Origin of the sequence: Micromonospora sp. NBC_00362, assembly GCF_026342155.1 — a bacterium.
Classification (GTDB): domain Bacteria; phylum Actinomycetota; class Actinomycetes; order Mycobacteriales; family Micromonosporaceae; genus Micromonospora; species Micromonospora hortensis.
In genome coordinates this window covers 4,970,990-4,997,252 of record NZ_JAPENH010000001.1, presented here as the reverse complement: position 1 = coordinate 4,997,252, position 26,263 = coordinate 4,970,990, and the positions used below count along the sequence as shown (strand labels likewise).

Annotated in this window: 29 protein-coding genes; 12 read left to right on the top strand and 17 right to left on the bottom strand. The window is 72.6% G+C overall.

From position 1 onward, the window contains the following. The first annotated feature begins 4 nt into the window (after positions 1–4). The 5 genes from OG992_RS23025 (at position 5) to OG992_RS23005 (ending at position 4,674) form a co-directional block, all read left to right on the top strand. Complete coding sequence (locus tag OG992_RS23025; RefSeq protein ID WP_266304278.1) at positions 5–706, top strand: RDD family protein; 702 nt, start codon at positions 5–7, stop codon at positions 704–706. Positions 707–782: 76 nt separating this feature from the next. Beyond that, positions 783–1,829 (top strand): RDD family protein, encoded by a 1,047-nt coding sequence (locus OG992_RS23020; protein WP_266304277.1) that lies wholly within the window; start codon positions 783–785, stop codon positions 1,827–1,829. Then, positions 1,826–2,929, top strand: coding sequence for a histidinol-phosphate transaminase (hisC, locus tag OG992_RS23015; RefSeq protein ID WP_238686992.1), 1,104 nt, complete (start codon positions 1,826–1,828; stop codon positions 2,927–2,929). Before OG992_RS23020 ends, hisC begins: the two co-directional genes overlap by 4 nt. A 139-nt stretch (positions 2,930–3,068) precedes the next feature. Further along, complete coding sequence (locus OG992_RS23010) at positions 3,069–3,623, top strand: hypothetical protein (RefSeq protein ID WP_266304276.1); 555 nt, start codon at positions 3,069–3,071, stop codon at positions 3,621–3,623. Positions 3,624–3,750: 127 nt separating this feature from the next. Beyond that, complete coding sequence (locus OG992_RS23005) at positions 3,751–4,674, top strand: hypothetical protein (protein WP_266304275.1); 924 nt, start codon at positions 3,751–3,753, stop codon at positions 4,672–4,674. Between the two features lie 95 nt (positions 4,675–4,769). Here the strand turns inward: OG992_RS23005 and OG992_RS23000 are convergent, their stop codons facing one another. From OG992_RS23000 to OG992_RS22975, 6 genes are all read right to left on the bottom strand, one after another. Next, positions 4,770–5,129, bottom strand: coding sequence for an LPXTG cell wall anchor domain-containing protein (locus tag OG992_RS23000; protein WP_266304274.1), 360 nt, complete (start codon positions 5,127–5,129; stop codon positions 4,770–4,772). 102 nt (positions 5,130–5,231) lie between these two features. Then, positions 5,232–6,488 carry a PQQ-binding-like beta-propeller repeat protein gene (locus tag OG992_RS22995; protein WP_266304273.1) on the bottom strand — a complete coding sequence of 419 codons (1,257 nt, stop codon included), beginning with the start codon at positions 6,486–6,488 and terminating at the stop codon, positions 5,232–5,234. A gap of 81 nt (positions 6,489–6,569) precedes the next feature. After that, on the bottom strand, positions 6,570–7,052 hold the full coding sequence (locus OG992_RS22990; protein ID WP_238686997.1) for an SRPBCC family protein: 483 nt from the start codon (positions 7,050–7,052) through the stop codon (positions 6,570–6,572). A 144-nt stretch (positions 7,053–7,196) separates the two neighbouring features. Beyond that, a complete protein-coding gene (locus OG992_RS22985) occupies positions 7,197–7,406 on the bottom strand; it encodes a DUF397 domain-containing protein (protein WP_030327888.1) in 210 nt (69 codons plus the stop codon). A 176-nt stretch (positions 7,407–7,582) separates the two neighbouring features. Further along, positions 7,583–8,779 (bottom strand): fumarylacetoacetase, encoded by a 1,197-nt coding sequence (gene fahA / locus OG992_RS22980; RefSeq protein ID WP_266304272.1) that lies wholly within the window; start codon positions 8,777–8,779, stop codon positions 7,583–7,585. Then, positions 8,776–9,645 carry a hypothetical protein gene (locus OG992_RS22975; protein ID WP_238686999.1) on the bottom strand — a complete coding sequence of 290 codons (870 nt, stop codon included), beginning with the start codon at positions 9,643–9,645 and terminating at the stop codon, positions 8,776–8,778. Before OG992_RS22975 ends, fahA begins: the two co-directional genes overlap by 4 nt. A 94-nt stretch (positions 9,646–9,739) precedes the next feature. Here OG992_RS22975 and OG992_RS22970 point away from each other — a divergent pair, with 94 nt between their 5' ends. Continuing rightward, positions 9,740–10,906: a homogentisate 1,2-dioxygenase gene (locus OG992_RS22970; protein WP_266304271.1), complete on the top strand. Its 1,167-nt coding sequence runs from the start codon at positions 9,740–9,742 to the stop codon at positions 10,904–10,906. 158 nt (positions 10,907–11,064) lie between these two features. On the opposite strand, the gene OG992_RS22965 is transcribed toward OG992_RS22970, so the two are convergent. The 4 genes from OG992_RS22965 to OG992_RS22950 are packed head-to-tail and all read right to left on the bottom strand — an operon-like array spanning position 11,065 to position 13,840. After that, a complete protein-coding gene (locus OG992_RS22965; protein WP_238687001.1) occupies positions 11,065–12,093 on the bottom strand; it encodes a lipopolysaccharide assembly protein LapB in 1,029 nt (342 codons plus the stop codon). Between the two features lie 10 nt (positions 12,094–12,103). Further along, positions 12,104–12,589 (bottom strand): 2-C-methyl-D-erythritol 2,4-cyclodiphosphate synthase, encoded by a 486-nt coding sequence (ispF, locus tag OG992_RS22960; protein WP_196924679.1) that lies wholly within the window; start codon positions 12,587–12,589, stop codon positions 12,104–12,106. 13 nt (positions 12,590–12,602) lie between these two features. Further along, positions 12,603–13,298 carry a 2-C-methyl-D-erythritol 4-phosphate cytidylyltransferase gene (ispD, locus tag OG992_RS22955; protein ID WP_266304270.1) on the bottom strand — a complete coding sequence of 232 codons (696 nt, stop codon included), beginning with the start codon at positions 13,296–13,298 and terminating at the stop codon, positions 12,603–12,605. A 56-nt stretch (positions 13,299–13,354) separates the two neighbouring features. Continuing rightward, the gene (locus OG992_RS22950) at positions 13,355–13,840 is read right to left on the bottom strand and encodes a CarD family transcriptional regulator (protein ID WP_007073334.1); all 486 of its coding nucleotides are present in this window, start codon (positions 13,838–13,840) and stop codon (positions 13,355–13,357) included. A gap of 328 nt (positions 13,841–14,168) precedes the next feature. Between OG992_RS22950 and OG992_RS22945 the strand changes: the two genes are divergently transcribed. After that, positions 14,169–14,861: a hypothetical protein gene (locus tag OG992_RS22945; protein WP_238687003.1), complete on the top strand. Its 693-nt coding sequence runs from the start codon at positions 14,169–14,171 to the stop codon at positions 14,859–14,861. A gap of 6 nt (positions 14,862–14,867) precedes the next feature. On the opposite strand, the gene OG992_RS22940 is transcribed toward OG992_RS22945, so the two are convergent. From OG992_RS22940 to OG992_RS22925, 4 genes are all read right to left on the bottom strand, one after another. Beyond that, positions 14,868–15,521, bottom strand: a complete 654-nt coding sequence (locus OG992_RS22940) for a hypothetical protein (protein WP_266304269.1) — start codon at positions 15,519–15,521, stop codon at positions 14,868–14,870. Positions 15,522–15,545: 24 nt separating this feature from the next. Then, positions 15,546–16,595: a type III polyketide synthase gene (locus OG992_RS22935; protein WP_238687005.1), complete on the bottom strand. Its 1,050-nt coding sequence runs from the start codon at positions 16,593–16,595 to the stop codon at positions 15,546–15,548. Between the two features lie 94 nt (positions 16,596–16,689). Next, positions 16,690–17,856: an acyl-CoA dehydrogenase family protein gene (locus OG992_RS22930; protein ID WP_266304268.1), complete on the bottom strand. Its 1,167-nt coding sequence runs from the start codon at positions 17,854–17,856 to the stop codon at positions 16,690–16,692. A 40-nt stretch (positions 17,857–17,896) separates the two neighbouring features. Next, positions 17,897–18,670, bottom strand: coding sequence for a methyltransferase domain-containing protein (locus OG992_RS22925; RefSeq protein ID WP_266304267.1), 774 nt, complete (start codon positions 18,668–18,670; stop codon positions 17,897–17,899). Here OG992_RS22925 and OG992_RS22920 point away from each other — a divergent pair. The 4 genes from OG992_RS22920 to disA all read left to right on the top strand — a co-directional run bounded on the left by OG992_RS22920 (position 18,669) and on the right by disA (position 23,335). Beyond that, positions 18,669–19,556, top strand: coding sequence for a UbiA family prenyltransferase (locus OG992_RS22920; protein WP_266304266.1), 888 nt, complete (start codon positions 18,669–18,671; stop codon positions 19,554–19,556). The two genes, OG992_RS22925 and OG992_RS22920, sit on opposite strands and share 2 nt — an antisense overlap. A 140-nt stretch (positions 19,557–19,696) precedes the next feature. After that, positions 19,697–20,476, top strand: coding sequence for a hypothetical protein (locus OG992_RS22915; RefSeq protein ID WP_238687009.1), 780 nt, complete (start codon positions 19,697–19,699; stop codon positions 20,474–20,476). A gap of 85 nt (positions 20,477–20,561) precedes the next feature. Then, positions 20,562–22,019, top strand: coding sequence for a DNA repair protein RadA (gene radA / locus OG992_RS22910; protein WP_238687010.1), 1,458 nt, complete (start codon positions 20,562–20,564; stop codon positions 22,017–22,019). Positions 22,020–22,150: 131 nt separating this feature from the next. Continuing rightward, positions 22,151–23,335, top strand: a complete 1,185-nt coding sequence (disA, locus tag OG992_RS22905) for a DNA integrity scanning diadenylate cyclase DisA (protein WP_030327921.1) — start codon at positions 22,151–22,153, stop codon at positions 23,333–23,335. Positions 23,336–23,341: 6 nt separating this feature from the next. Here disA and OG992_RS22900 read toward each other — a convergent pair whose 3' ends face one another. The 3 genes from OG992_RS22900 to OG992_RS22890 all read right to left on the bottom strand — a co-directional run bounded on the left by OG992_RS22900 (position 23,342) and on the right by OG992_RS22890 (position 25,246). Next, positions 23,342–24,058 carry a hypothetical protein gene (locus OG992_RS22900; protein WP_238687011.1) on the bottom strand — a complete coding sequence of 239 codons (717 nt, stop codon included), beginning with the start codon at positions 24,056–24,058 and terminating at the stop codon, positions 23,342–23,344. A 106-nt stretch (positions 24,059–24,164) separates the two neighbouring features. Next, positions 24,165–24,737 carry a peptide deformylase gene (locus OG992_RS22895; protein WP_238687012.1) on the bottom strand — a complete coding sequence of 191 codons (573 nt, stop codon included), beginning with the start codon at positions 24,735–24,737 and terminating at the stop codon, positions 24,165–24,167. Continuing rightward, positions 24,734–25,246, bottom strand: a complete 513-nt coding sequence (locus OG992_RS22890) for a glycine cleavage system protein R (RefSeq protein WP_238687013.1) — start codon at positions 25,244–25,246, stop codon at positions 24,734–24,736. The genes OG992_RS22895 and OG992_RS22890 overlap by 4 nt, the downstream gene beginning before the upstream one ends. A 96-nt stretch (positions 25,247–25,342) precedes the next feature. Between OG992_RS22890 and OG992_RS22885 the strand changes: the two genes are divergently transcribed. Then, positions 25,343–26,254 (top strand): A/G-specific adenine glycosylase, encoded by a 912-nt coding sequence (locus OG992_RS22885; RefSeq protein WP_238687014.1) that lies wholly within the window; start codon positions 25,343–25,345, stop codon positions 26,252–26,254. Positions 26,255–26,263: the final 9 nt, after the last annotated feature.

Genomic DNA, 26,263 nt, shown 5'->3' with positions numbered 1-26,263 from the left:
GAGCGTGACGCAACCTCCGTCGTACCCGACGCCGCCGGCCGGTGGGCCCCGACCCACCGCCGGCGGCTTCGCGCCGCAGCCCGGCCCACACCCCCACGGGTACGCCGCGCCGCCGCAGTACGCCCCACCCGGGTACGCCCCGCCGCAGTTCTACGGCGGACCACACCGACCGGTGGCCCCGCCCCCGACGCTGACCCCGGGCGGACAGCCGCTGGCCAGCTTCAGCGATCGACTGCTGGCCATGTTGCTCGACGCCGCGGTCTTCATGGTGGTCGGCCTGGTGCTCGCGGTGCCCGCGGCGATCATCTTCCTCGTTGTCGTTGCGCCCGATCTCGCCCTGTTCGCGTCGGACGGCTCGATCCGCGAGCCCGACTATCTCCGTGAACTCCTGCTGCCCCTGCTGTGGCTGGACCTCGGGATCATCGCGATCTCGCTCGTGCTCGCGTACGTCTACTACGTCGAGATGATGTTCAAGACCGGCCAGACCTTCGGCAAGAAGATGATGAAGCTGCGGATCGTGCCGCTGGACCCGACGCGCTCCCTCGACCGCCGGGCCGCCGCGAAGCGGTTCCTGGTGCAGCAGTTCTCTGGCTTCGTCCCGGGGCTGAGCTACCTGGACGGGTTGTGGCAGCTCTGGGACAAGCCGTGGCAGCAGTGCCTCCACGACAAGTTCGCTCAGACGGTCGTCGTTAAGGTGTCCCAGTGAGCGAGCGCAGCGAGCGAACCAGCAGGCTCAGTAGGGTGGCGCCTCGCGCCGTCGCGAAGCGAAGCGGAGCGATGGCGTGAGCGTTCAACCTGGTTGGTACGTCGACCCCGCCGACACCGAGACCCGGCGTTACTGGGACGGCGAGGGTTGGCTCGGTGCGCCCATTCCCGTCGACGCGACCCCGCCGGACGGTCCGCCGCCGGCCGAGCCGCCGCCCGCACCGGTCACCCCGGCCGCGCCCGGGGCGTCGACGACCCCCGACTCGGCGACCGGCGCGCCGGGCTGGTCGCCCCAGCAGGGCCCACCCCCTGGGTACGGCCCACCCCCTGGGTACGGCCCACCCCCTGGGCACGGCCCACCCCCTGGGCACGGCCCGCAACCGGGGCACGGCCCTGGCTGGGGACCCCAGGCTGGCCCTCCCGGTTGGGGTCCGCAGGGCGGTCCGCCGGGCTGGACCCCGCCGGGCGCCCCTCCTGGCTGGGCGCCGCCGGCCGGTCACCCCGGCTGGCCCGGACGACCGCCAGAGCCGCGACCGCACGGCCTCAGGCTGGCCGGCTACGGCCGTCGGCTGGTCGCCCGGCTGATCGACTTCGGCCTCGTCTTCGCGCTGAACGTGGTTGTCAACGGCTGGTTCGTCTGGCGCTGGGCGCAGGAGTGGGCGCCGTACTGGCAGGAGGTCTTCCGGCGCGCGTCGCGCGGCGACACCTCCGCCGACGGCCTGCCGATCCCCAGTGAGCAGGCCAACTCTCTGCTGGTGGCGATCCTGCTGATCGCCACCGCGCTCTGGCTGGCGTACGAGGTGCCGACAATGGCCTCCGGCGGGCAGACAGTCGGCAAGCGGGTGATGCGGATCCGGGCGGTGCCAGTGGCCGCCGACCAGCCGCTGGGCGTCCGCCGGGCGCTGAGCCGCTGGAGCACGCTGGGCCTGCCGACTCTGCTCTGGTACTGCGCCGGGCTCGGCCTGGTGCTGCAACTGGTCGACGCCCTCTCCCCCCTCTTCGACCATCCCCTGCGCCAGGCGCTGCACGACAAGCGCGCGCAGACGGTGGTCGTCGAAGTCCCCCCGCACACCGATACCGCCCCCTCGAACGACCGTAACCAGCCCTCGGGAGACACCCCATGACCGACTCCGGACGTCACCAGCCGGCGCTGCGGCTGACCCGCGTCGACCTGGACGCGCTGCCCAGCTACGTGCCGGGGCGCAGCCCCGCCGACCTGGCCCGGGAGTTGGGCCTGCCGGAGGCCATCAAGCTGGCCAGCAACGAGGTGCCATACGGGCCACTGCCCGGCGTGGTGGAGGCGGTCACCGAGGCGATCACCACGTCGCACCGCTACCCGGACATGGGTGTGGTCGCGCTGCGGGACGCGCTGGCCCAGCGGTACGGGGTGGACGCCGACCGGATCGCCACCGGCTGCGGTTCGGTGGCGCTGGCCGAGCACCTGGTGCGTGCCACCTGCCTGCCCGGCGACGAGGTGCTCTACTCGTGGCGGTCCTTCGAGGCGTACCCGATCATCGTGGCGACCAGCGGCGCGACCAGCGTGCGGGTGCCCAACGACGCCGGGCACGGGCACGACCTGGCGGCGATGGCCGCGGCGGTGACCGACCGGACCCGGGTGATCTTCGTCTGCAACCCGAACAACCCCACGGGTACGGCGCTTCGCCGGGCCGAGCTGGACCGGTTCCTCGACGCCGTGCCGGACGACGTGCTGGTGGTCATCGACGAGGCGTACCGGGAGTTCGTCACGGACGCGGAGGTGCCGGACGGTCTCGACTACCTGGACCGGCCGAACGTGGCGGTGTTGCGCACCCTGTCGAAGGCGTGGGGGCTCGCCGGGCTGCGAATGGGCTGGCTGGTTGCCCAGCCGGTGGTGGCGGCCGCCATCCGCAAGGTGGCGACCCCGTTCTCCAGCAGCACGGCGGCCCAGGCCGGGGCGCTCGCGGCGCTGACCCAGGTGGTGGAGATGGAGCGCCGCTGCGCTCTGGTCGTTGCCGAACGGGACCGGGTCACCGAGGCGCTGCGCAAGTTCGTGCCCGACGTGCCGACGAGTCAGGCCAACTTCGTCTGGCTGCCGTTGGGCGAGCGGGCCGTGGCGTTCGGCAAGGCGTGCGAGGCGCGCGGGGTGATCGTGCGGCCGTTCGCCGGGGACGGGGTCCGGGTCACGATCGGCACCCCGGCCGAGAACGACGCGTTCCTGGCGGCTGCGGAGGCGGCGCTGACCTGAGCACCGAACGACCTACTGTGACCAAGTGATGACAGATGGGTTGTTTGTCCGTTTTAGCACCTCGTTGCCCCTATCTTCCGAAGTAGCCAGACGTGCCGAGGATCGCGTCCGGCTCACTTCGAGAACGGGGTAAACCACAGTGCGTACTGCCAAGATCTGTCTTGCCGGGGCGGCCGCCGCGGCGATGGTGGGCTTCCTCGCCACGCCGGCCGCCGCCGCGCCCACCGACACCACCACCGTCACCTTCGAGGTACTCGCCGGCACCCTCGACATCGACGCGCCGGCCGCCGCCGACCTCGGTGACGGTGCCCCCGGTGGGGTCATCACCGGCCAGCTCGGCGTGGTGACGGTCACCGACTCACGAGGCGCCGCCGACGCCTCCTGGGTCGCCTCGGTGACCGCGAGCGTCTTCCAGACCGGCGGCGGCTCACCGCCCGAGACGGTCCTCCCTGAGGAGATCGACTACTGGTCCGGCCCGGCGACGGCCACCACCGGCACGGGCACCTTCACGCCGGGGCAGGCCACCGCCGGCGACGCCCAGCCGCTCTCCAGCGTCACCCCGCTCACCGCGTTCACCCACAGCGGCGGCACCGGCGGCAACACCGCCAGCTGGAACCCCACACTGGACGTCAACGTCCCGCTGGACAGCATCGCGGGCGTGTACACCGGCACGGTGACACATTCGGTGGCGTAGCCGCCGGGGGCGGTCGACCATCGCGGTCGCCCTCGCCCTGTTCTGCCTCGCCGGTCCGGGTCTGTCGACCCGGGCCGGCGCGGTCGAACCGGAAGCGGGATCGGACGACGGCACCATCGGGATCCGGTTGCTGGAAGCCCCGACCGAGCGCCGCAACGACCCTCGGGCGCTGCGCTACATCGTCGACCACCTACCGCCGGGCACCACCATCAAGCGGCAACTGCTGATCGTCAACCGCACCGACCAGACCCGTCGGGTCGACGTGTATCCGGCGGCCGCGACCCTGGAGGACGCGGCGTTCCGCTTCGGCGAGGGTCGCGCCGAGAACGAGCTGACCTCCTGGGTCACCCTCGACGAGCGCTCGGTCGAGCTGGGACCGTGGGAAGAGACCCGGGTCCGAGCGACCGTCACCGTGCCGCCGGCCGCCTCCCGGGGCGAGCGGTACGGGGTGGTCTGGGCATCCACCGCCTCAGCGCCCCGGGCCGGCGGCGAGATCATGCAGGTCCACCGGGTCGGAGTCCGGATGTACCTCGACATCGGGCCCGGAGGCGAACCCGCCTCCGACTTCTCGATCGGCGAGGTACGCCCGGCCCGCAGCCCCGAGGGCGAACCGTCGATGACCGTCCAGGTCACCAACACCGGAGGCCGTGCCATCGACCTGACCGGCGCTGTCACCCTGAGCGAGGGCCCGGCCGGCAGTCGGGCCGGCCCGTTTCCGGTCGGGCAGGGCGTCACGCTGGCGCCGGGCGCCTCCGGGCAGGTCATCGCCCGGCTCCCGACCACGTTGCCGAACGGCCCCTGGAAGGCGGAGGTGAACCTGGAGAGCGGCCTGGTGAAGCGAAGCATCACCGCGCGGGTCACGTTTCCCGACGCTGGTCAGGTCGGCAAACGGGGCAGTGTCGTCTCCCGGATCCTCTCCGGGTGGACAGCGGCGGCGGCAGTTTTGGGCCTAGTGCTGATCGTCGGCCTCGCCATGCTGGCCCGCCGTTCCCGCCGGTCCGGTCGGCCTCCCACCAGCCGCCCCAGGGAGCGCACCCCGGCCAACCGCTGACTGCGGAGTGCAGCCCGACCACCGGCTGCGGCCGGCCTGTCAGCTCGGCCGGCTGCGGCGGGGTTTGTCAGCTCGGCCGGCTGCGGCGGGGTTTGTCAGCTCGGCCGACTGCGGCGGGCGGCGAACCACCCGGCGGCGAGTAGGGCTGCGCCCAGCACGGCGAGGAGCAGCACCGACCCGCCCGACCCTGTGACCGGCAACTCACCATGACTCGGTGTGGGCTGGGGCGGTGCCGTCGGTGTGGACGTGGGTGGCGGCTGGGTCGGGGGCGGGGTCGGCGACGCCGGCAGGATCTCGAAGGTGACGCCGGTGTCCGCCGAGGGCTCGGCCCGGACAGCGCCGAACCCCCGCGCCGAGGCGGGGTCGGCGGCCAGCACCGGCGACACCGCCAACGCCAGGCTCGCGGTGGCGGCGAGCGCGCCACCCACGAGGTAGTTGGCTGCTGTCCTGGCCATGCGCCGACCCCTTCCACCGGAAACCTGAACCGTGAAAAACGTACCCTTTCACGACAAAGGGAATGGAATGGTTGGGTGTTTCCGAGTCCCAAGACGCCACGATCAGGTGGCGGCCAGAATCACCGTCTCGCCTGTGTAGTAGTAGCGCCGGTCGTCGCCGGTGGGGTCGACAGGCCTTCGGAGCCGCTCGATCGCCACGAACCCGTCCTCGGCCGTCACCGCCCCGGGTGTCCAGCCGGTCCCGTCCGAGCCGACGTTGAGAACGAAGCGGGACAACTGCCTACCGGTCACCGGATCCAGCGTCACCAGATCGTTCGCCTCGGTCAACAGGTGCACCCGGCCAGGTTGCCCAGCCAGCACCCGGGCCGTTCCCAGGCCCGGGGACCGCCACAGCTCCGTGCCCGTACGCGCGGATCGACCCACCACTACCCCGTCGAGCACGGCGACGGACTGCTCACCGACCAGCGCGGCGTCGGCCGGGTCCAACGCGGGGGCGGCGACCGGCGACCCGGCAGCCAACAGCCAACCCCGACCGCCCTCGTCACCCGGCCCGGCGGTCCGCAACCCCAGACAGTCCGACCCGCCGGTACGACAGCCGAGCGGCGTCACCACGAACCCGTCCGGGCCGCCCGGCGGGCGCCAACGCTCACGCACCTCGCCCGTCGCCGCGTCCCGGAACTCGACAGTGGCCGCCCCGGCGCAGGTGTCCAGACCGATCAGCAGCCCGGTCGCGCTGGTGCCGACGTCGCTACGACACCTGCCGGGCAGGTCGACCCGCCACAGTTCCCGGCCGCCGCTCAGCTCGACCCCGCGCGCCTGGGCATCCCCGGTCACCACCACCACGACCCGCCCGTCGGGGAGGTCGGTGAGCTGGAGCCCGGGCGCATCCCAGACGGCCGCCGCCCAGGTACGACGCGCCGGCGCCGTGCTCCCGACGGGCTCCGGGCCGTCGGCTCGCCAGAGCACCCGGCCGGTCCGGGCGTCCAGTGCGACGAGGTGCCCGTCGGACCAACGGCTGACCACGGTGCTGCCGCTGGCCACCACCCCGGTCAGCTCCGCTGGCCACCGCCGGTACGACCAGTACGGGCTGGTCCGGTACCGCCCGTCGACCGGCCGGTCGGCGTAGACCTGGCGGTGTGCGGCGTACACCCGCAGTCTCCCGTCGACGATCAACGGGGCGACCGGCAACCGACCGATCACGCCGGCAGCAGGTCGGGCCGGGGCCGGATAGTCGGCCCGCGCCACAGTGCTCACCTCTGCCGGTGCGAGGACCCGGTGGACGATGACCACGACGGCCGCCGTCGCGAGCAGCGCCGCGACCGCGATCGCGAGCCGTCGCCGGCCTCTCGGGAACCTCATGCCGCACCTCCGCCCGGCACCCTACCCAGCGGAGGGGGCCGGACCCCGTTCAGGTCATGGCGAGGGCTGAGCGCCTGGCGCTCAGGCGGCTTCGACGGAGCCGGTGGCACCGGCCGCGACGGCAAGGTCGGCGAGATCACGCCAGAGCGCCGCCTCGACCGCGCGTACGGCCAGCCCGCCGAGCAGCAGCGCCACCACCCGACCGTACGGAGCTGTCGGCACCGCCTCGTGGGTGACGGTGACCGCTGTGCAGCCCCGACGGCGGCGGCGGACCGGCCGCAGGCTCCAGGTGATGCGGTAGTCCGCGCCGGTGCCGGAGGAACAGAGCACCAGTCGCTGCGGCGCGAGCGCCTCGACCACCAGGAACTCCTCGGTCAGCGTGCCACCACCCGGCTGGGTGCGTTCCTCGCGCCAGGAGGTGCCCGGCCCGAACGAACCCGGGGTGAGCACCTCGATCGGGCCGGCTGCGGTCAATCGGGCCGCGCGGCCGGGCAGGTCGGTCAGCAGACGCCAGACGTCGACAGCGTGCGCCTCGATGATTCCGGTAATCGCCACCGTCGACATGACACCCTCCCGTGTCCTCGACGGTACGCGGAGTGAGGGCGGGACGGGGCCCCCGGAGCGGAATTTTCACCACCCGGGGGCCACGCTGTCCGATTGGGCGGTCGCTTCGGCACCGGTCGTCGTGGACCGGCGCCGAAGCGCCGGTCAGCGCTCGAAGCGACCGGCCCGAATCGCGCCGATGAACGCTGTCCACCCCGGCGGGCTGACCGCGAGTGTGGGACCGGCCTGGTCCTTGGAGTCGCGGACTCCGACCAGACCATGGACGTCGACCAGGTTGTCCGCCACTTCCACGCAGAGCCCCTGGTCGTTTGAGCGGCTGCTGGTACGCCAGACCGCGCCCGCAAGATCGTGCATCGTCGTTACCTCCGTGTGCGTCGGGATTGCCCCACCGCTGGCGGCCGAGCGGAGCCCGGCTCGGATTGCGCGGTGTGGCAACGGAATCCGGACGATCAACGGATCAACCAGGGCCGGTGATCGCACAGCCGGTGCGATCGCGGGTCCCGTGCACGAGACGGATGGCGGTTGCCCGCTCAGCGGGCCGGGCGAACCGTGCCGGATACCTCACCGAGGGCGATGGTGGTGCCGTCCGGGCCGGGGGCGGTGGCCGTGATGGTCACCGTGTCGCCGTCGTCGAGGAAGGTACGGCTCTCGCCGCCCACAGTGACCGGCTCGGCGCCGCCCCAGGCCAGTTCCAGGAAGGAGCCGACCTGCCCTCGGTCCGGGCCGGAGACGGTCCCGGAGGCGTACAGGTCACCGGTGCGCAGCGAAGCCCCGTTGACGGTGAGGTGCGCCAACTGCTGGGCGGGGGTCCAGTACATGGTGGCGAACGGTGGTTCGCTGACCTGGTCGCCGTTCCACTCGACCGCCAGGCGCAGGTCCAGGCCCAGGTGCGGCACGTCCCGCAGGTAGTCCACCACCGGCGGGTCCTGGTCGGGGGCCGGCACGAAGGCGTCGGCGAGGGCGTCCAGCGGCGTCACCCAGGCCGAGACCGAGGTGGCGAACGACTTGCCGAGGAACGGGCCGAGCGGCTGGTACTCCCAAGCCTGGATGTCCCGGGCCGACCAGTCGTTGACCAGCACCACCCCGAAGACGTGCTCGGCGAAGTCGTCCACGGAGACCCGATCGCCCAACGCGCTGGGTACGCCCACCACGAAGCCCACCTCGGCCTCGATGTCGAGGCGTACCGATGGGCCGGTGAGCGGGCCCTCGGCGGAGGCCCGCTGCCCGGTCGGCCGGGTCACCGGCGTGCCGGAGACGACCACGGTGCCGGCCCGCCCGTGGTAGCCGATCGGCAGGTGCTTCCAGTTGGGCAGCAGCGGCGGCTGGCCGGGGCGGAAGATCTGCCCGACGTTCGACGCGTGGTGCTCGGAGGAGTAGAAGTCGACGTAGTCGGCCACCTCGATGGGGAGCAGCAGCTCCACGTCGTCGAGGGACACCAGCAGTGGCTCCACCGCGTCCCGGTGCGCCGGGTCGGTGAGCAGCTCGGTGATCCGCTGCCGTACCGCCGTCCACTGCGGACGACCCAGGGCCATGAAGTCGTTGAGCACGGGCCGGCACAGAGTGCCGGCGGCCAGCACCAGCTCGGCGGCCTCGGCCGCCGCGAGGTCGAGGACCCAGGACCCGATCCGTACGCCGATCCGCGACGAACCCCCGTTCTGCCGGAACACCCCGTACGGCAGGTTCGTCACCCCGTACGGCGAACCGTCGGCGCCGGTCACCCAGGTCATGCGTCGTAGCCCCCGTTCACCAGCCCAAGCCGGATCAGATCGGTCAGTGGTTCCAGAATGCTGCACGAGCCGAAGCCCACCCACAGGGGGCGAGGCCCGCCCAGCCGTGCCGTCGCGCGCTCCACCAGGGGGCGCGGGTCGACAACGGTCAGCAGCTCGGCGACCGAGCGCACACCGTCACCGTCGGCGGCTGCCAGGGTCGCGGCCAGCACGTTCGCGTAGCCGTGGTGGGTGAACCCGGTCTCCGGGTCCAGGTGTCGGATCGCCTGGTGCAGCCCGGCGGTGAGCTTGAACGGCAGGCCCCGGTCCCGGCAGGCGCAGATCACAGTGGCCAGCTCGGTCGGGGTGGGGAAGAGTTCGGCGGCCAGGCCGCCGGTGCGGAACTTGGCCGCGATCGGCACCCCGTCGGCCCGCGCGGCGACGAGCGCGTCCAGTGCGCCCATCAGCCCGAAGGTCAACGGCAGTTCGGCGTAGACGGCCTCCACACCCGGCAGCGCGTCGGTCAGCCGCAGCAACTCGGCGATGCCGGGCAATGGGTCCTCGCCGCGCTTGGCGACCGCCACCTCGACCTGACGCGCGGTGACGCCGTCGGGGGCGAGAAACGACAACGCGAACGGCAGGTTCCCGATCCCGGTGTCACCGATCACGCCGACCACCAGGCCCTCGCCCGGGTCGACGAGACCGCTCAGCTCACCGGCGGCCACGTCCGACGCGGGGATCAGCAGCGGGCCGACCAGGTCGGCGTACCAGGCGGCGCGGTGTTGGCGGTGGGCAGCCAGGGCGTCGTGCAGCGCGGCGCTGCCCGGTGGGAAGACGGCGGCGTCGTCCACCAGGCCGTGGAGGAGTGCTGGCACCTGCGTTGACACGGAATAAGAATGTACGGGACGCTACGAGGAACGGACAACAGCGTCCGATTATCGGACGCCTTTGGCCGGTGAACGGGAAATTTCGGGAGGCGAGATGCCGTACTACCGCAGCGTCGGCGAGGTGCCGCGCAAGCGCCACACCCAGTTCCGGCAGCCCGACGGCAGCCTCTACGCCGAGGAGCTGATGGGCCAGGAGGGCTTCTCCTCCGACTCGTCCCTGCTCTACCACCGGCACGCGCCCACCGCGATCCTGGCCGCCGACGAGTTCACCCCGCCCGCGTTCACCCGGGCACCGAACCTGCCGCTCAAGCCCCGCCACCTGCGCACCCACAAACTGGGCACCGGCGGCTCCGACCCCATCCTCGGCCGGCAGTACCTGCTCGCCAACGACGACGTACGGATCGGTTACGTCCTCGCCGACCGACCCTCACCGCTGTTCCGCGACGCCACCGGCGACCACTGCCTCTACGTCGAGTCGGGCACCCTGCGGGTCGAGTCCCCGTTCGGGGTGCTGGACTCCGTCGCCGGCGACTACGTCGTCATCCCCACCTCGACCATCCACCGGCTGGTGCCCACCGGCGACCAGCCCGTCCGGCTGCTCGCCGTCGAGGCGTCCGGGCACATCGGCCCACCCAAGCGCTATCTCTCCGTACGCGGCCAGTTCCTGGAGCACTCGCCGTACTGCGAGCGGGACGTCCGCGGCCCCGACGCCCCGCTGCTCGTCGACGGCGAGGAGGTCGAGGTGCTGGTCCGGCACCGGCGCGGCTGGACCCGCTACGTCTACGCCCACCACCCGTTCGACGTGGTCGGCTGGGACGGGCACCTCTACCCGTGGGCGTTCTCCATCCACGACTTCGAGCCGATCACCGGCCGCATCCACCAGCCCCCGCCGGTGCACCAGACCTTCCAGGGCCCCAACTTCGTCATCTGCTCGTTCGTACCGCGCAAGGTCGACTACCACCCGCAGTCGATCCCCGTGCCGTACAACCACCACAACGTCGACTCCGACGAGATGCTCTTCTACACCGGGGGCAACTACGAGGCGCGGCGCGGCTCCGGCATCGAGCAGGGCTCGATCTCCCTGCACCCGTCCGGTTTCACCCACGGCCCCCAGCCGGGTGCCGCCGAGCGTTCCATCGGCGCTGACTACTTCGACGAACTGGCCGTCATGGTCGACACCTTCCGCCCGCTGGATCTCTGCGACGCCGCCAGCTCCTGCGAAGACGAGGGGTACGCCTGGACGTGGGCGCGTTCTGTGTAGTCGGCCTTTGGGGTTTCGCCGGAGCCCGCCCCGCTCCGGGCGGTCAGGCTTGATCCCTGCGCGGGTCGGGCTCCGGCGAAACCCTGACCTGGTCGAGCTACGTGACGCTGGTGATCTTTACGGGTTACGCCGGGGGTTGGGGCCGGGGTGGGGCTGGGTTAGCGGATGGCGGTTCGCGTGAATACGGCGAACTCGGCTACCGCCGTGACGGCGATGGCCAGCACCAGGGGCCACGGGGAGCCGACCATGGCGTACACCAGCAGCAGCAGCGGCGCGGCGGCCACGGCGTAGACGGCCAGCGCCATCGCCCGGTCCGAGTGCAGCAGAGCGGGCAGGACGGTCCGGGTCAGCCCGGGCAGCCGGGCTGCGAGCTGCCAGACGATGATCCCGCCGGTGAGCGCGGCGAGCACCGCCAGGACGCGGGACAACCCGTCGCCCGCCGACGCCGCGAACGCGACAAGCACCGCCGCCACCAGCGACCAGCCCGCGCCGTAGAGCACCAGGCGGTGCAGCCCGTACGCGAGCGTTCGTGGCGAGTCGATCCGGCTCGGGCTGACCGTCACCGCCTCGGCGACGTGCTCCAACGCCTCCGACCAGCGGCGCTGCTCGAGCCGCATGACACCCACGTCGTGGCCGGCCTCGCCGAGCCGCGGGTCCAGCCGCAGCGCCTCGCGGTAGGCCCGCTCGGCCAGGTCGAACAGGTTCAGGCGGGCGGCGACCAGGCTGAGCACCAGGTGCGCCTGCGGCTCCTGCGGGGCCAACTCGACACCGCGCCACGCCGCGTTCAGCGCCGGCTGACCGTTGCGGGTGCCGGCCAGGATCGCCGCCGCGCTCCGCTGGGCGTACGCGTCGGCCGGGCCGAGGGTGAGGATTTGATCGGCGGTGGCCGCCGACTCGCTGTAGCGCTCCAGGTCGGCCAGGGCCATGCCCCTGGCGACCAGCGGCGGCAGGGCCTCCGGCGCGGCGGCCACTGCCGTGTCGGCGGCGGTGAGCGCCTCGGCCGGGCGGCCGGCGGCCAGGTGCACCCGGGCCAGCATGGTGAGCGCGTCGACGTCAGCCGGCTGGAGGGCCAACCCGAAGGCCAACTCCCCGGCCGCCTCGTCGTAGCGGCCGAGTTCGCCGAGGAGTTGGGCCCGCTGGACGTAGCCGTCGGCGGCGGACTGGTCGGGGGCGGGGTCGCTGGACATCGCGGCGAGCTTAGGCGGCCGGCGCGTCGTACACCAGGGCCACAGCGACCCCGGCCAAGCCTTCCTCACGGCCGGCGAAGCCGAGCCCGTCGGTGGTCGCCGCCGAGACGGTGACCGGGGCGCCGACAGCGGCGGAGAGGACCTCCTGCGCCTCCGCGCGGCGGCGGCCGATCTTGGGGCGGTTGCCGATGACCTGCACGGACACGTTGCCGATCTCCAGGCCGGCGGCGCGCACCCGACGGGCCGTCTCGGTCAGCAGAGCCACCCCGGACGCGCCAGCCCACTCCGGCTGACCCACCCCGAAGGCGGAACCGAGATCACCGAGACCAGCGGCGGAGAGCAGCGCGTTGCAGGCGGCGTGCGCGGCCACGTCCGCGTCCGAGTGCCCGGCGAGGCCGTCCTGGTCGGGCCAGAGCAGCCCGGCCACCCAGCAGGGCCGACCCGGCTCGAACGCGTGCACGTCGGTGCCGATGGCCACCCGGGGAACGATCATGATCAGAGGGTACGCGTCAACCGGCTGCGGCAAGCAGATGCTCGGCCAGAGCCAGGTCGAACGGTCGGGTGATCTTCACTGCGTACTCCGAGCCGGGCACGCAGCTCACCGCGACGCCCTGCTTTTCGACCAGCCCGGCGTCGTCGGTGAGGGAGTCACCGGCGGCGGCGTGGGCGGCGCTGAGCACGGCCCGACGGAAACCCTGCGGGGTCTGCACCGCACGTAGGGCGGAACGGTCGACGGTGCCGAGCACCACCTCGTCGGCGTCGACTTCCTTGATCGTGTCGACGACCGGCAGGACCGGGATCACCGCGTCACGCCCGCCACGCACCGCCGACGCGACGGATTCGACCAGCTCGGGTGGGGTGAGCGCCCGGGCGGCATCGTGCACCAGGACGATCGTCGGGCCGGCGGGCACCGCAGCCAGCGCGGCGGCCACCGACGCCTGTCGTTCGGCACCGCCGGGCACCACGATCACCGGGGCGACCGGGGCCAACAGCTCGCGGACGGCCTGCACCTCGGCGGCCGGCGCAGCCACGACGATGGTGTGCACCGACGGCGCGGCGGCCAGTCGACGCACTGCGTGCACCAACAGCGGCTCACCGGCGAGCAGGCGCAGCGCCTTGGGTCGGCCGGGGCCGAGCCGTACGCCGGCACCCGCCGCAGGCACGAGGACCGCGACGTCACCGCGCGGATTGAGCTGCGCGGTCACGTCGCGGTCCTCGGTGGTTTCTTCACTACGAAGTGGGTACGACGATGCTGTGCGGACTAGGCCTCGGTGAGGACCTTGTCGAGCAGCGTCTCCGCCTCATCCTTGGTGCTCTTCTCGGCCAGCGCGACCTCGCCGACGAGAATGTCGCGGGCCTTGGCGAGCATCCGCTTCTCGCCCGCAGAGAGGCCCCGCTCCCGCTCCCGGCGCCACAGGTCACGCACGACCTCGGCGACCTTCAGCGGGTTGCCGGAAGCCAGCTTTTCCAGATTGGCCTTGTAACGCCGCGACCAGTTGGTCGGCTCCTCGGTGTGCGGAGCCCGCAGAACGTCGAAGACCTTCCCGAGGCCCTCTTCGCCGACCACCTCGCGGACGCCCACGATCTCGGCGTTCTCGGCCGGCACCCGGACCGTCAGGTCACCCTGCGCGACCCTCAGGACGAGGTATTGCTTAGGCTCGCCCTTGATGACCCGAGTCTCGATTGCCTCGATGAGTGCGGCCCCGTGGTGGGGGTAAACAACGGTCTCGCCGACACTGAAAACCATAGGTTCGAAACCCCTTTCGCTGTGTCTAGGGTAACACGCTCAGGCACCGATGTCTCACCGATGTCCTGACCGTTGGCGCAGCTCAGGGGCCCTGTGAGAGGTCTTGCTTCAGCTTGACAGGCGGTCAAACCGATGGTTCGAACACGCTCCGTAACGCGGGAATGACTGCCCGGTACGGGTGAACAGAACGTCGAGATCAAGGGCTATGCGCTTCTCCCATGGTAGCCCGGTCAGCAGGACCGCGCCCAGATGTAGCGGGAGGAGCCCCTGGTGCGCGACCCTGGAGACCGAGCCGCACTCAGCTCTCGAGACGCTTCCAGGAGGTCCGATGGGCAAGCCGGACGCAGAGGGTCACGGGCCAGCCGACGGCCTGCCTGGCCTACCGCCCGAATGGGGCCGCGTGGTGGTCCCCGACGACGCCTCCGCACTGGCCGCCGAGGCCGCTCAGGTCCGCCGTGAGCTGCGCGGGGCCAGTGGCCTCCCGGGCGGTTACCGGGCCCTGGGCCTGCCGCTGGTGGTCCTGCTGGTGGCGGTCCTCACCACGCTGGCCGGCCTGCTGGCGGTCACCTGGCCCCGGGCCAACCGCGGCGCCGACCGGCCGACTCCGGCCCCCTACTCACCACCCGCGACCCTCGTCGGTCGGGCGCTGCCCGCACTGGACCTGGTCGACGCGGACGACGCACCAGTGCCACTGCGCGGCCTGCTACCCGCCGTGATCATTCTGTTGGACGGCTGCCCCTGCCCGGACCGGGTCACCGACGCCCTGGCGGCCGCGCCCGCCGGCGTCTCCGTGGTCACCGTCAGCGCAGGGCGGACGGCCCCAACCAGGCCCACCATCGAGCGGCAGGCTCGCGCCCTGGCCGACCCCGCCGGAGGCCTGCGTTCGTTCCTGGGCCAGCCGGCCCGCCCCGGCGCCGCGACCGCCCTGCTGGTCGACCGGGCCGGCACAGTGACCCGAGTGCTACCTGACCTGGGCGCTGTCGAGTCCTACCGGAGCGACCTGAACGCCCTCACCGCCTGAGCGGCCCTACTGGCGAGGGGGCAGGGCGACGAGCTGCGCCTCAATGTCGATGGGCCGGTCGACGGCCGACAGCGACACCTGGAACGGCCCGCCACCGGGCAGCACCTCGGCATTGGCGATCGTGCCGTCGCAGTCGATGCGCACCGGACCGTTGATCTTGGCTTCGTCGCTCGTCACCGCCATCGTGCCGGGGCGGGTGCACCGGTACTGGAGCAGGTAGCGGGCACCGTGGTTGCCGGCCTGCCGGGTCACTTCCTGGCCGGGGGCGAGGTCCCGCTGCTCCCGCCAGATCGTCTCCTGGAACAGGGGCAGGTCACCCGCGGAGAAGAGCCCCCGGGGATCACCCTCGATGTCGCTTATCGAGCCCGTCGCCGGGTCGATCACCAGTCGCGGGCCGCTTCGCACCCGGAGGACCTCGCCGGTGTCGGGGTCCATCCGCACCGTCAGCCGCTCGTCGGGCTGCGCAGCCGCGAGGAGACGTTCCATCCGGGTGCTGACGCTCGGCCCGACCGATGGCAGCGCCGCCGCCGAAGGGATGCCCGTCCCGGCCGTCGACGCGGGCGCGGCGGCACGCCACCACCAGCCGCCGACAACCAGGACGGCCGCCGCCGCGCCAAACAGCACCACCGAGCGCAGCCGGTCGTCCGCCGTCGCATCCACCCCCCGAGCGTACCGGCCGGAGGCTCAGTCCTGTCGATCCAACAGGGCTGCGTACAGGGTGAGGCCGGGGCCGAAGGCCAGCATGACGATGCGCCGAGCCGCAGGTGTCGCCCGACCCAACCGGTCCAGGATCAACAGCACGGTCGGCGACGAGCAGTTGCCGTGCTCGTCGAGCGTCGCCCGGGACGCCGCCAGCCCCAGCGGGGGCAGCGCCAGTTCCCGCTCCACCACGTTGAGGATCCGTGGCCCGCCCGGGTGCACCGCCCAACCGTCCACCTCGGAGCTGGTGACGCCGTGCCGGGCCAACAGATCGTCGACCAGCCCTCGGACGTGCCTCGACAGCACCTGAGGCACCTTCGGCGACAACCCCATCCGGAACCCGGCGTCGGTGACGTCCCAGGTCATGTGGTCGGCGGTCGAGGTGTCGGTGACCGCGGTGACCTCGCGCACCGCGTACCCCGAGCCGCCCGGCACGACCACGGCGGCGACCGCGGCGTCCGAGAAGAGCGCGTGGGAGACGATCTGCTGGGTGTCCACCCGGGCGCTGGACGGCTGGATGTGCAGGCTGGTCAACTCCGCGCAGAGCAGCAGTGCCGGTCGCCCCCGGGCGGTGACGAAGTCACTCGCCGCGCCGAGCCCCGGCAACGCCGCGTAACAACCCATGTGGCCGATGAACATCCGCTGGGTGTCCGCTGCCATGCCCAGGTCCCGGGCGAGCAGGATGTCCAGCCCCGGCGTGGCGTACCCGGTGCAGGAACAGACGATGAACAGCCCGATGTCGCCGGCGCTCAGCCCGGCCGCGGTCAACGCCCGACCCACCGCCTCCTTGCCCAGCGGCAGCGCCTCCACCTGGTAGCGGCGCATCCGGCGCTCGGTCGGCCAGTCCGAGACGTCCTCCAGCAGCGGATTGACCGCGGCCTGCCGACGGGTCACCCCCGAGTTGGCGAAGATTCGCTGGGCCAACGACCGGGTGGTGCCGGAGAAGTGCCGGGAGAAGAAGCCCTCCCACAACTCGGCCTGCGAAGCGGACGGCGGCTGCGCTGTCCCGAGCCCCGCGATCACTGGTACGAACACGATCCCCACCTCTCGTCAGATGCTGTCCTCCCCCTGGCCGTCCCACCAGCCACCTCGGCCGGTCGTTCCTCCGTGCGAGCCCCGTGCGGCGGGCTCACCAACGCGGTGCCGACCCGTCACGATCCGGGTCACCGCCCAGGGCGGCGATGCCGAGCCAGTCGGCGCAGACATCCGACGTGGCCGGGTGCAGCGAGCCGCAGCGGGCGTCGCGGTACAGCCGCTCCAGCGGATGTCCACGGCGGGTCGCCGACGTGCCCGCCGCCTCCAGCACCGACGCCGCCACCTCGGCGGCGGTGGTCCCGGCGAGCAGCTTCGCCCGCCACACCCAACGGTTGGTCTCCTCGTCACCGGGCGCCTCGTCCACCCGGCGGGCCGCCTCGGCCACCACCAACTGCGCGGCGGCCGTCGCCGCGTCCGCCCGACCCAGCCGGGCCCGCACCGCCGGCAGACCGGCCAGGTTGCGGGCGTTGAGGTGCTCGGCCGCCGCGTCGATCGCCGCACGGGCGACCCCCACGTAGACGGCCGCGTAGCTGGCCACCAACCAGTGCGGCATCAGCTGGGCCACCACCAGCGCGAGCCCCTCCACCCCACCGAGCAGCCGGTCGGCGGGCACTGTGACGTCCAGGTGCAGGTCGTGGGAAGAGGTGGCGCGCATGCCGAGCGAGTCCCAGGTCGGCTCCACCGTCAGCCCGTCGCCGGCCGGCACCAGGAACTGTGAGACCACCGACTGGTCGACCGCGCTGCGCGCCGCCACCAGGTAGCCGTCCGCGTGCCCGGCGCCGGAGCAGAAGGTCTTGCTGCCCTTGATGTGCCAGCCCCCGTCGGTCGACTCGTACGCCGTGGTCAGCTGGGACAGCCGCGCGCCCGCGCCACGCTCGCTCATGGCGACCGCGTACCAGGAACCCTGAGCGGCCGCGCTGAGCAGCCGGTCGCGAGCGGCCAGCGCCTCGTCCGGTACGCCCAGCGCCTCGGCCAACTCCTCGGTGACAGCGCCCAGAGCGCCGGTCACCGAAGCGTGCATGTTGAACACCAGGGCCGTCGCGCCGTTGCCCCGGGCAAGCTCAGTGGCCACCGCGGCGTACTCGGCGAAGGTGGCGCCCAGACCGCCGAGCGCCCGGGGGACCATCAGCCCGAACAGGCCGGCCTCGCGCAGGTCGGCGAAGTCGTCCACGGGGAAGGAACCGTCCCGGTCGTGCTCGGCCGCCCGCGCGGCGAACCGCGGCGCCAACCGGCGTGCTGCCTCAAGCGCGTGCACCGTCATCTCGTTCCTCCTCGGCGTTCCATACCCCGCCACGGCCTGACTATCCTTTGCGGACCCCCCGGCCCTGATAGAGCACGGCGGTGGAGCGGGTCGGCACGATGCGCGGCGCGCGGCCGGTGGGCACCGCCCCAGCCGTTCGGCTCGCGCGAACGCGGCGCAGCAGCCAGGCGAGCATGCCGCCGACCTGCGGACGGATGCCCCGCAGGCGCAGGTCGACACCGTGTCGGGCGCACTCGGCCACCAGCGTCCGGGAGTCCACGAACAACTGTGGGTCGTGGATGCCACGGGGCACCGTCGGCAGCCGCTCGGCGATCCGGACCGCGACCAGCCGGGCCAACGCCGTGTCGTTCAGGGTGTCCAGCACCAGCACGCCACCGGGGCGCAGCAGCCGACACGCCTCGGCCACCGCGCGCGGCCAGGCCGGCACGTGCTCCAGCAACTCACCCGCCGAGACGACGTCGGCGCAGCCGTCGGGCAGCGGGACCGCCGTGGCATCACCCTGGACCACCAGCACCCCGTGCTCGGCCGCCTGGACGAGCGCCGAGCGGGTCAGATCCACCCCGACGTGGCGGTAGCCCTTGCCGGCCAGGTGCGGCGCGAGCAGGCCGGCGCCGCAGCCCAGATCGACAAGCAACGCGTCCGGACGGGTGGCCGGCGGCACCAGCGCGGCACGGGCCTCGGCCAGCCAGTGCAGCATCGCGAACGCGCCATCCGGCCGCCACCACTCACCGGCCAGATCGTCGTACTGACGCGGATCGTTTCGCGGCAGCACCCTCGGACCGGTGGGCGCCCCGGCCGCAGCCACGTCTCGCATGGAACCGAGCGTGGCACGACTGCTCGGTAACGACCAGACTTCCCTTATGTCGTCGAGGGTGTTAGGGCTGGTCAGAGCGAGCCATCCGGAACCGGCCGCGGCGGTGACCACGGTGGCCGGTCTGCTGGCCTGGGGAGTGGGCCACCGGCCGGCCGGAATCGTCTCGGTGGTGCTCGCCGTGCTGGCCAGCCAACTCGCCGTCGGCTGGACCAACGACGCGCTCGACGCCGAGCGGGACGCCACTGTAGGGCGTACCGACAAACCGGTCGCCAGTGGCGCGGTCGGTCGGCGCGTCACTGCCTGGGCCGCCGCTGCGGCCGCGGTGGCTTGCCCGCTGTTGGCGCTGACAACGAACCCGGTGGCGGCGTTCTGGCTGACGCTCGCCCTGGTCTCCGCCCTGCTCTACGACTGGCCGCTCAAGGCCACCGCGTTCTCGGTGCTGCCCTACGCCGTGTCGTTCGGCGCGCTGCCCGCCTTCGTGGTGCTGGCGCTGCCCGGTCAGCCGGCCCCGCCGGTCTGGCTGGTGACGGCGGCGGCCTGCCTGGGCGCCGGCGCGCACTTCGCCAACGTGCTGCCCGACCTGGCCGACGACGCCCGCACCGGCGTGCGCGGCCTGCCCCACCGGCTGGGCGCCGCCGGCAGCCGGGTGGCCGCGACGGGTTTCCTCCTCGCGGCGACCGCGACACTGGTCCTCGGACCACCCGGGCCGCCGTCGACGATCGGCTGGGCGGCCGTCGGCACGGCCGCCGTGGTGCCGCCGCTGAGCTGGTACGCCGGGCGCTCGGCGATCCGGGCCGGCCGGCGGCCGGTGGCGGCCTTCCGGGCGGTGATGCTGGTGGCCCTCATCGACGTGGTTCTGCTGGTGGCGAGCGGTCGGGTGGTGTGAACGCCACCCGGGCAGGTGGCATTGCCGGGTCCGCGTGCGGGCCTCGATCAGTCCCAACTACCCTGGAGCGCGGTCTGCGCGGGTATGGCCACCGTGCCCGGCGTACGGCCCGGGTGGGGATTGTGACGAGGAGGACCGACGTGACGCGCTCGATCAGGGGATCCCGGCGGGCGGCCCTGTTGCTGTCCGGGATTACGGCGGCCAGTCTGCTGGCTTCCGGATGCGGCACGGGTCAGATCGCCGAGACCGCGTTGAAGGAGCCGTCGGTCCAGGGCGTCAACCTCACGACCAACAACGGCTCCTTCTCGGTGCGGGGCCTGCTCGTGGACTACCCGAGCCCCGAGGGCTACAAGGCCGGGCAGGACGCGGGGCTCGGCGCGGTGATCTACAACGACTCCAAGGAGACGGTGACTGTCACCGTCACCACGGAGAGCGCCCGCGAGGTGGTGATCAGCGGCGGCTCGGCGAGCCCGTCGCCGTCCGCCTCGGAGTCCGCCTCCATGAGCCCGTCGCCGTCCGGTTCGGCCAGCCCGTCGAACTCGACGTCCGGTTCGCCGAGCCCGTCGGCGACGCCCTCCGAGACCGGATCGTCCTCGGCCACCCCGTCCGCCCCGGAGTCGGCGCGGGCGTCCGGTTCGGCAAGCCCCTCCGCCCCGGGTCAGCCGGCCCGGATCGAGCTGGCGCCGCTGAGCTACATCCAGTTCAACTCCGAGTCCACCACGCAGCTTCGGCTGATCGGCCTGACCGAGGCGCTGCGCTCCGGCCAGAACGTCGTCGTGACCTTCGACTTCGGCAACGGCAACACTGTCACCGGGCAGGCGCCGGTCGCGGTGCCGCTCACCCCGGCAGCCCCTCCGTCGCCGATCATCGAGCGCGAGGGTGGCTACGAGGGCAACGAGGGTGGCACCACCCACGAGTGACCCGACCCGCACATCGACAAACGCCCCGGCGTGGTGACCACCACGCCGGGGTGTTTTCGTCGTACGCGAGGGCTAGCGTCCTGATGTGACCACCTCCCGATCGACCCCTCCGCGTGGCGGCACGGCCGGTGCCGCCCGTGGTCGGTCCGCCGCCCGCGATCCGCGTCCGGCCTACCAGTGCGACGCCTGCGGTCACCAGCCGCCCAAGTGGGTGGGGCGCTGCCCGGAGTGCGGCGAGTGGGGGGCGGTGGTCGAGCACACGGTGACCGGCCCGACCGTCTCCGGTCGGGTGGTCAGCTCCCGGATGCCGTCCGAGCCGGCCCGACCGATCGCCAGCATCAGCGCCGCCCCGGCCCGCGCCGTGCCGACCGGGGTGAGCGAGCTCGACCGGGTGCTCGGCGGTGGCCTGGTCCCCGGTGCCGTGGTGTTGCTCGCCGGCGAGCCCGGCGTGGGCAAGTCGACCCTCCTTCTCGATGTGGCGCAGCATTGGGCGGTCGGTGCCGGCAGCCCTTCGCTGGTGGTCAGCGGCGAAGAGTCGGTCAGTCAGGTGCGCCTGCGCGCCGAGCGGATGGGCACCCTGCACGAGCGGCTCTACCTCGCCGCGGAGAGCGACCTCGCCTCGGTGCTCGGTCACCTCGACGCGGTCAAGCCGGGCCTTCTGGTGCTCGACTCGGTGCAGACCATCTCGACCACCGGCACCGAGGGGGTGCCCGGTGGGGTGACCCAGGTCCGCGCGGTCACCGCCGCGCTGGTCTCGGTCGCCAAGGAGCGGGGCATCGCCACAGTGCTGGTCGGGCACGTCACCAAGGACGGCCAGGTGGCCGGGCCCCGGGTGCTGGAGCACCTGGTCGACGTGGTGCTGCACTTCGAAGGCGACAAGCACTCGTCGCTGCGCCTGGTGCGCGGCGTGAAGAACAGGTTCGGGGCGGCCGACGAGGTCGGCTGCTTCGAGATGCACGAGGGCGGCATCAGCAGCCTGGCCGACCCGTCCGGGCTGTTCCTGACCCGCTACGCGGAACCGGTCCCGGGCACCTGCGTGACGGTGGCCATGGAGGGGCGGCGGGCCCTGGTCACCGAGGTGCAGGCACTGATCGGCGCGACGGTGGCGGGTTCTCCCCGACGCACCGTCTCCGGCCTCGACTCGGCGCGACTGGCGATGGTGCTCGCGGTGCTGCAACGGCGCACCGAACGGCTGACCCTGCACGACCGGGAGGTCTTCGCCGCCACGGTGGGCGGGATCCGGGTGGTGGAGCCGGCCGCCGACCTGGCGGTGGCTCTGGCGGTCGCCTCCGGCGGGCTCAACCTGGCGATCGCGCCGCACCTGGTGGCGATCGGTGAGGTGGGGCTGACCGGCGAGGTGCGCCGGGTCGGGGCGGTGCCGCGCCGGCTGGCCGAGGCCGCCCGGCTGGGGTTCAAGGTGGCCCTGGTGCCGCCCGGCTGCGGCCCGGCCAGCACCGGCGCGGGCCCCGAGCAGATGCGCGTGACCGAGGTCACCGACGTCCGTGCGGCCCTGCACCATGCGGCCCGCGCGTCCGCCGAGTGACCCACCGTGCCGACGAGGGCGGCCAAACCGGACAGCACGTCGCAAGCGGGAAACGTTGGAAAGGGCGGCATCGTGACACATCACAGTAACCACGACAGCACCCACCGCACGGCAGTCCGTAGACTGTGCCCGTGCCGATCGACCGCGATACCACCAAGCCAGCCGGCGCGCCGCCCCAGGCCCGCACCGGCGCCGTGGGCTCGCCCGCCCGCCCGATCAGCGTGAGCGTGACTGCGGGAGCCGCCGGGAGCGCCGGAGATCCGCTACGCGCCAATCTCGCCCTGATGGCCCCGGGCACCGCCCTGCGCGACGGTCTGGAGCGCATCCTGCGGGGTCGCACGGGCGCGCTCATCGTGCTCGGCTACGACAAGGTGGTCGAGGGCCTCTGCACCGGCGGCTTCCCGCTGGACGTGGAGTTCTCCGCGACCCGCGTGCGTGAGCTGTGCAAGATGGACGGCGCTGTCGTGCTCTCCAGCGACGGCACCAGGATCGTCCGGGCGGCAGTGCACCTGATGCCCGACCCGTCCATCCCGACGGAAGAGTCCGGCACCCGGCACCGCACCGCCGAGCGGGTGGCCCGCCAGACCGGCTATCCGGTCATCTCGGTCAGCCAGTCCATGCGGATCATCAGCCTCTACGTCAACGGCCAACGGCACGTGCTCGACGACTCGGCGGCCATCCTCTCCCGCGCCAACCAGGCGCTCGCCACCCTGGAGCGCTACAAGCTCCGGCTGGACGAGGTCTCCGGCACGCTCTCCGCCCTGGAGATCGAGGATCTGGTCACCGTGCGGGACGCGGTGGCAGTGGTGCAGCGACTGGAGATGGTTCGCCGGATCGCCGACGAGATCGCCGGCTACGTGGTGGAGCTTGGCACCGACGGCCGCCTGCTCGCCCTCCAACTCGACGAGCTGATGGCCGGCGTGGACGCCGACCGGACGCTGGTCATCCGGGACTACCTCCCCGTCGGCCGCAAGTCGCGCACGCTGGACGAGGCTCTCGTCGAGCTGGACCTGCTCGGTGCCACCGAGCTGATCGACCTGGTGTCGGTGGCCAAGGCGATCGGCTACCCGGCCGCGTCCGACGCGCTCGACGCCGCGGTCAGCCCGCGCGGCTTCCGACTGCTGGCCAAGGTGCCCCGGCTGCCGGTGGCGGTGGTCGATCGCCTGGTGCTGCACTTCGGCAGCCTCCAGCGTCTGCTCGGCGCGACAGTGGAGGACCTGCAGGCCGTCGAAGGAGTCGGCGACGCTCGGGCCCGTGGCGTCCGTGAGGGGCTGTCCCGGCTTGCCGAGGCATCCATCCTGGAACGCTACGTCTGACCCGGCTCAGCCGGTGACGGTGAGCTTCACCGGGTCGCTGAGCTTCGTGCCGACCCGAGCGAACACCTGGTACGACCCGGCCGGCGGGAACGGCCCGTTGGCGAGCGCGCCGTCACAGCGGCTGGTGTCCCGCCCGTTCCACGGCACCTGGTAGGAGCGCTCGAAATTCGGCGTGAAGGACTGCACGTCCGAGCCCTCGACCTTGCCGCAGGTGTCCGACGACCAGACCTTCTCGGCCCCGGACTTGATGAAGATCTCCTGGAGGTCGGCGCCGACGTTGCGGCTGCACGTCCGGTCCGACGTGTTCTTGATCCGCAGTTGCAGCTCGACCACAGCGCCCCGCTGAACAGAGGTCGGGCTCGCCGACGAGACCACGCTGATTTCCTCGTCGGTGCAGGCGCCGTCGTCCTCCGAACCGGCCGCCGCGCCCAGTGGCGGTGTGTTGCTGGTGATCGCCGGGCTCGGACTCGTCGCACCCGAATCAGCGGACGCGGACGACGAAGGACCGCCGGTCTGCGGTGTCAGCACCGGCCCAGCGGGACCTGATGTCGCGGCCGATGTCGCCGACGGCGAACCTCCCGCCTTCGGCTCCTTGTCGCCGGAACGACCCGAACCGGTACAGGAGTAGAGCAGGACAATCAGGAACAGGAACCCCGCTCCGAGTACGACGGCGCGACGCCGCCAGTACACGGCGGGTGGCAGGGGGCCGACCGTCAGACGCATGATGCCCTCCACCGTAGCCGCGCCGTACCCGGCAGTGCGGCGCGACGCGCCGGAGCCACACCGAGGCGCCCGCGCCACCCTCCATTGAGGACGGCCCGGCACCCGATCACAGGTAGACCTTGCGCTGATAGACCGCGTGCGCACCGGCCACCCGGTCCAGGAAGAGTAGCCCCGCGCAGTGGTCGATCTCGTGCTGCAACGCCCGAGCCTCGAAGCCGTCGGTCACCAGCCGGACCGGCACGCCGCTGCCCGGCAGGTCACCCTCCACCACCAGCCGGCTGGCCCGCTTCACGTCCCCGGTCAGGTCCGGCACCGACATGCAGCCCTCCCGGCCCGGCTTCCACCGCGTCGCCTCGACCACGCGCGCATTGCACAACACGAAGGTGCCGTGCACCGTCACCGCCTTCGGGTGCCCCGTCACGTCGACGGCGAAGACCCGAGCGCCCACCCCGACCTGCGGCGCGGCCAGCCCGACGCAGCCCGGCGAGACCTTCATCGTGGCTATCAGGTCGGCGGCGAGTTGGACAGTCTCCTTCGCCGTGGGGTCGACCTCGTCGGCGGCCCGACTCAGCACCGGATGCGGGGCCGACACCACCGCACGCACCTCACCCGGCACGTCCAGCGACTCCGGTGTCCACTCCCCCAGGCCGACCTCCGGCCCGCGCTCCTCGCCGTTCACAACAGGTCCGGGTCCGCCGGCCGGAGAGTGACCTCCACGCCCAGCTCGGCAGCCGTCCGGTGCAGCCGGTCGAGCACAGTGTCCGCCACACCGGCCGGCAGCTCGACCTCCGCCAGGACCACATAGAGCGCACCGGTCAACCGGGTACTCAGGTCGGTGACATTCCCCCCGGCATCCACCAGCACCCGCGTCATCGCCGCGACGATCCCCATCCGGTCCGAACCGTGCACCGCCATCACGTACGGCTCACCCACCGGAGGAACATCGCCGTCCGGGGTGACCGCGCGTACCGTCGCCAGCAGCTGACCCTCGGCGGCCAGCGACGCCAGTGCGGCCTCGACCTCGGCGGCGGCCGGGCCGGTACAGATGAGGGTCATCGCGAAATGCCCCCGCAGCCGCGTCATCGTGCTGTCGGTGAGGTTCGCGCCCAGTCGGGCCAGCACCTCCGCGACGTCGGCAACGATGCCCGGCCGGTCCCGACCGATGACGGTGATCGCGAGCTCGTTCATCCGCGCATTCTCCCCCGTCCGCCGAACGAGGACGTGGCACCCCGCCCGAGCCGCCCACCCAACGGGAACGCCGGGCGTGACATCATCGACGACGCCATGACTCAACCCGACTTCGCCACCGTGGTCAGCCGGTGGTTCCAGCAGCACGCCCGTGACCTGCCGTGGCGCGAGCCCGGCGTCACCCCGTGGGCCATCCTGGTCAGTGAGGTCATGCTCCAGCAGACACCCGTGGTCCGGGTGGTGCCGGCCTGGCAGGCGTGGCTGGCCCGCTGGCCGGAGCCAGCCGCGTTGGCAGCGGACACGCCAGCCGAGGCCATCCGAATGTGGGGACGCCTCGGCTACCCCCGTCGGGCGGTCCGCCTACGCGAATGCGCTGTCGCGATCGTGGACCGGCACGGCGGCCAGGTGCCGGACCGGCTGGAGCAACTGCTCGCGCTGCCCGGCGTCGGCACGTACACAGCGCGGGCGGTCGCCGCCTTCGCATACGGACAGCGGCACCCCGTCGTCGACACCAACGTACGCAGAGTCGTATGCCGGGCGGTGGCCGGCGAACCGGACGCCGGGCCTGTCACCCGACCGGCGGACCTCGTCGCCACCGAAGAACTACTCCCGACTGAGCCGGCCGCAGCGGCACTGGCCAGCGCCGCGTTCATGGAACTGGGCGCGGTGATCTGCACAGCCCGGTCACCGCGCTGCACCGCCTGCCCCGTCGAGTCGGTCTGCGCCTGGCGGGCGTCTGGCCAGGAGGCGCCGGCCGGGCCGACCCGCCGACCCCAGCGGTACGCGGGCACCGACCGACAGGTCCGCGGTCTACTGCTCGGAGTGCTCAGGGACAGCACCGGCCCGGTCCCACACCAGCGGTTGGACCAGGTCTGGACCGACGACGTGCAACGCGCCCGCGCCCTCGCCGGGCTGGTGCAGGACGGGCTGGTCGAAGCCGCCGGCACCGACTCCTTCCGCCTGGTCGGTGACGGCCCGTCCCTGCCAACCGCGGACCTCACCACCTGACCCCCGCGC

Bases quoted from the DNA above. Each gene is read 5' to 3' on its own strand.
- hisC (WP_238686992.1), top strand. From the start codon at position 1,826: ATGACCGACTCCGGACGTCACCAGCCGGCGCTGCGGCTGACCCGCGTC.
- OG992_RS23000 (WP_266304274.1), bottom strand. From the start codon at position 5,129: ATGGCCAGGACAGCAGCCAACTACCTCGTGGGTGGCGCGCTCGCCGCC.
- OG992_RS22995 (WP_266304273.1), bottom strand. From the start codon at position 6,488: ATGAGGTTCCCGAGAGGCCGGCGACGGCTCGCGATCGCGGTCGCGGCG.
- OG992_RS22990 (WP_238686997.1), bottom strand. From the start codon at position 7,052: ATGTCGACGGTGGCGATTACCGGAATCATCGAGGCGCACGCTGTCGAC.
- OG992_RS22985 (WP_030327888.1), bottom strand. From the start codon at position 7,406: ATGCACGATCTTGCGGGCGCGGTCTGGCGTACCAGCAGCCGCTCAAAC.
- fahA (WP_266304272.1), bottom strand. From the start codon at position 8,779: ATGACCTGGGTGACCGGCGCCGACGGTTCGCCGTACGGGGTGACGAAC.
- OG992_RS22970 (WP_266304271.1), top strand. From the start codon at position 9,740: ATGCCGTACTACCGCAGCGTCGGCGAGGTGCCGCGCAAGCGCCACACC.
- OG992_RS22965 (WP_238687001.1), bottom strand. From the start codon at position 12,093: ATGTCCAGCGACCCCGCCCCCGACCAGTCCGCCGCCGACGGCTACGTC.
- OG992_RS22950 (WP_007073334.1), bottom strand. From the start codon at position 13,840: ATGGTTTTCAGTGTCGGCGAGACCGTTGTTTACCCCCACCACGGGGCC.
- OG992_RS22945 (WP_238687003.1), top strand. From the start codon at position 14,169: ATGGGCAAGCCGGACGCAGAGGGTCACGGGCCAGCCGACGGCCTGCCT.
- OG992_RS22930 (WP_266304268.1), bottom strand. From the start codon at position 17,856: ATGACGGTGCACGCGCTTGAGGCAGCACGCCGGTTGGCGCCGCGGTTC.
- OG992_RS22920 (WP_266304266.1), top strand. From the start codon at position 18,669: ATGGAACCGAGCGTGGCACGACTGCTCGGTAACGACCAGACTTCCCTT.
- OG992_RS22925 (WP_266304267.1), bottom strand. From the start codon at position 18,670: ATGCGAGACGTGGCTGCGGCCGGGGCGCCCACCGGTCCGAGGGTGCTG.
- OG992_RS22900 (WP_238687011.1), bottom strand. From the start codon at position 24,058: ATGCGTCTGACGGTCGGCCCCCTGCCACCCGCCGTGTACTGGCGGCGT.
- OG992_RS22890 (WP_238687013.1), bottom strand. From the start codon at position 25,246: ATGAACGAGCTCGCGATCACCGTCATCGGTCGGGACCGGCCGGGCATC.
- OG992_RS22885 (WP_238687014.1), top strand. From the start codon at position 25,343: ATGACTCAACCCGACTTCGCCACCGTGGTCAGCCGGTGGTTCCAGCAG.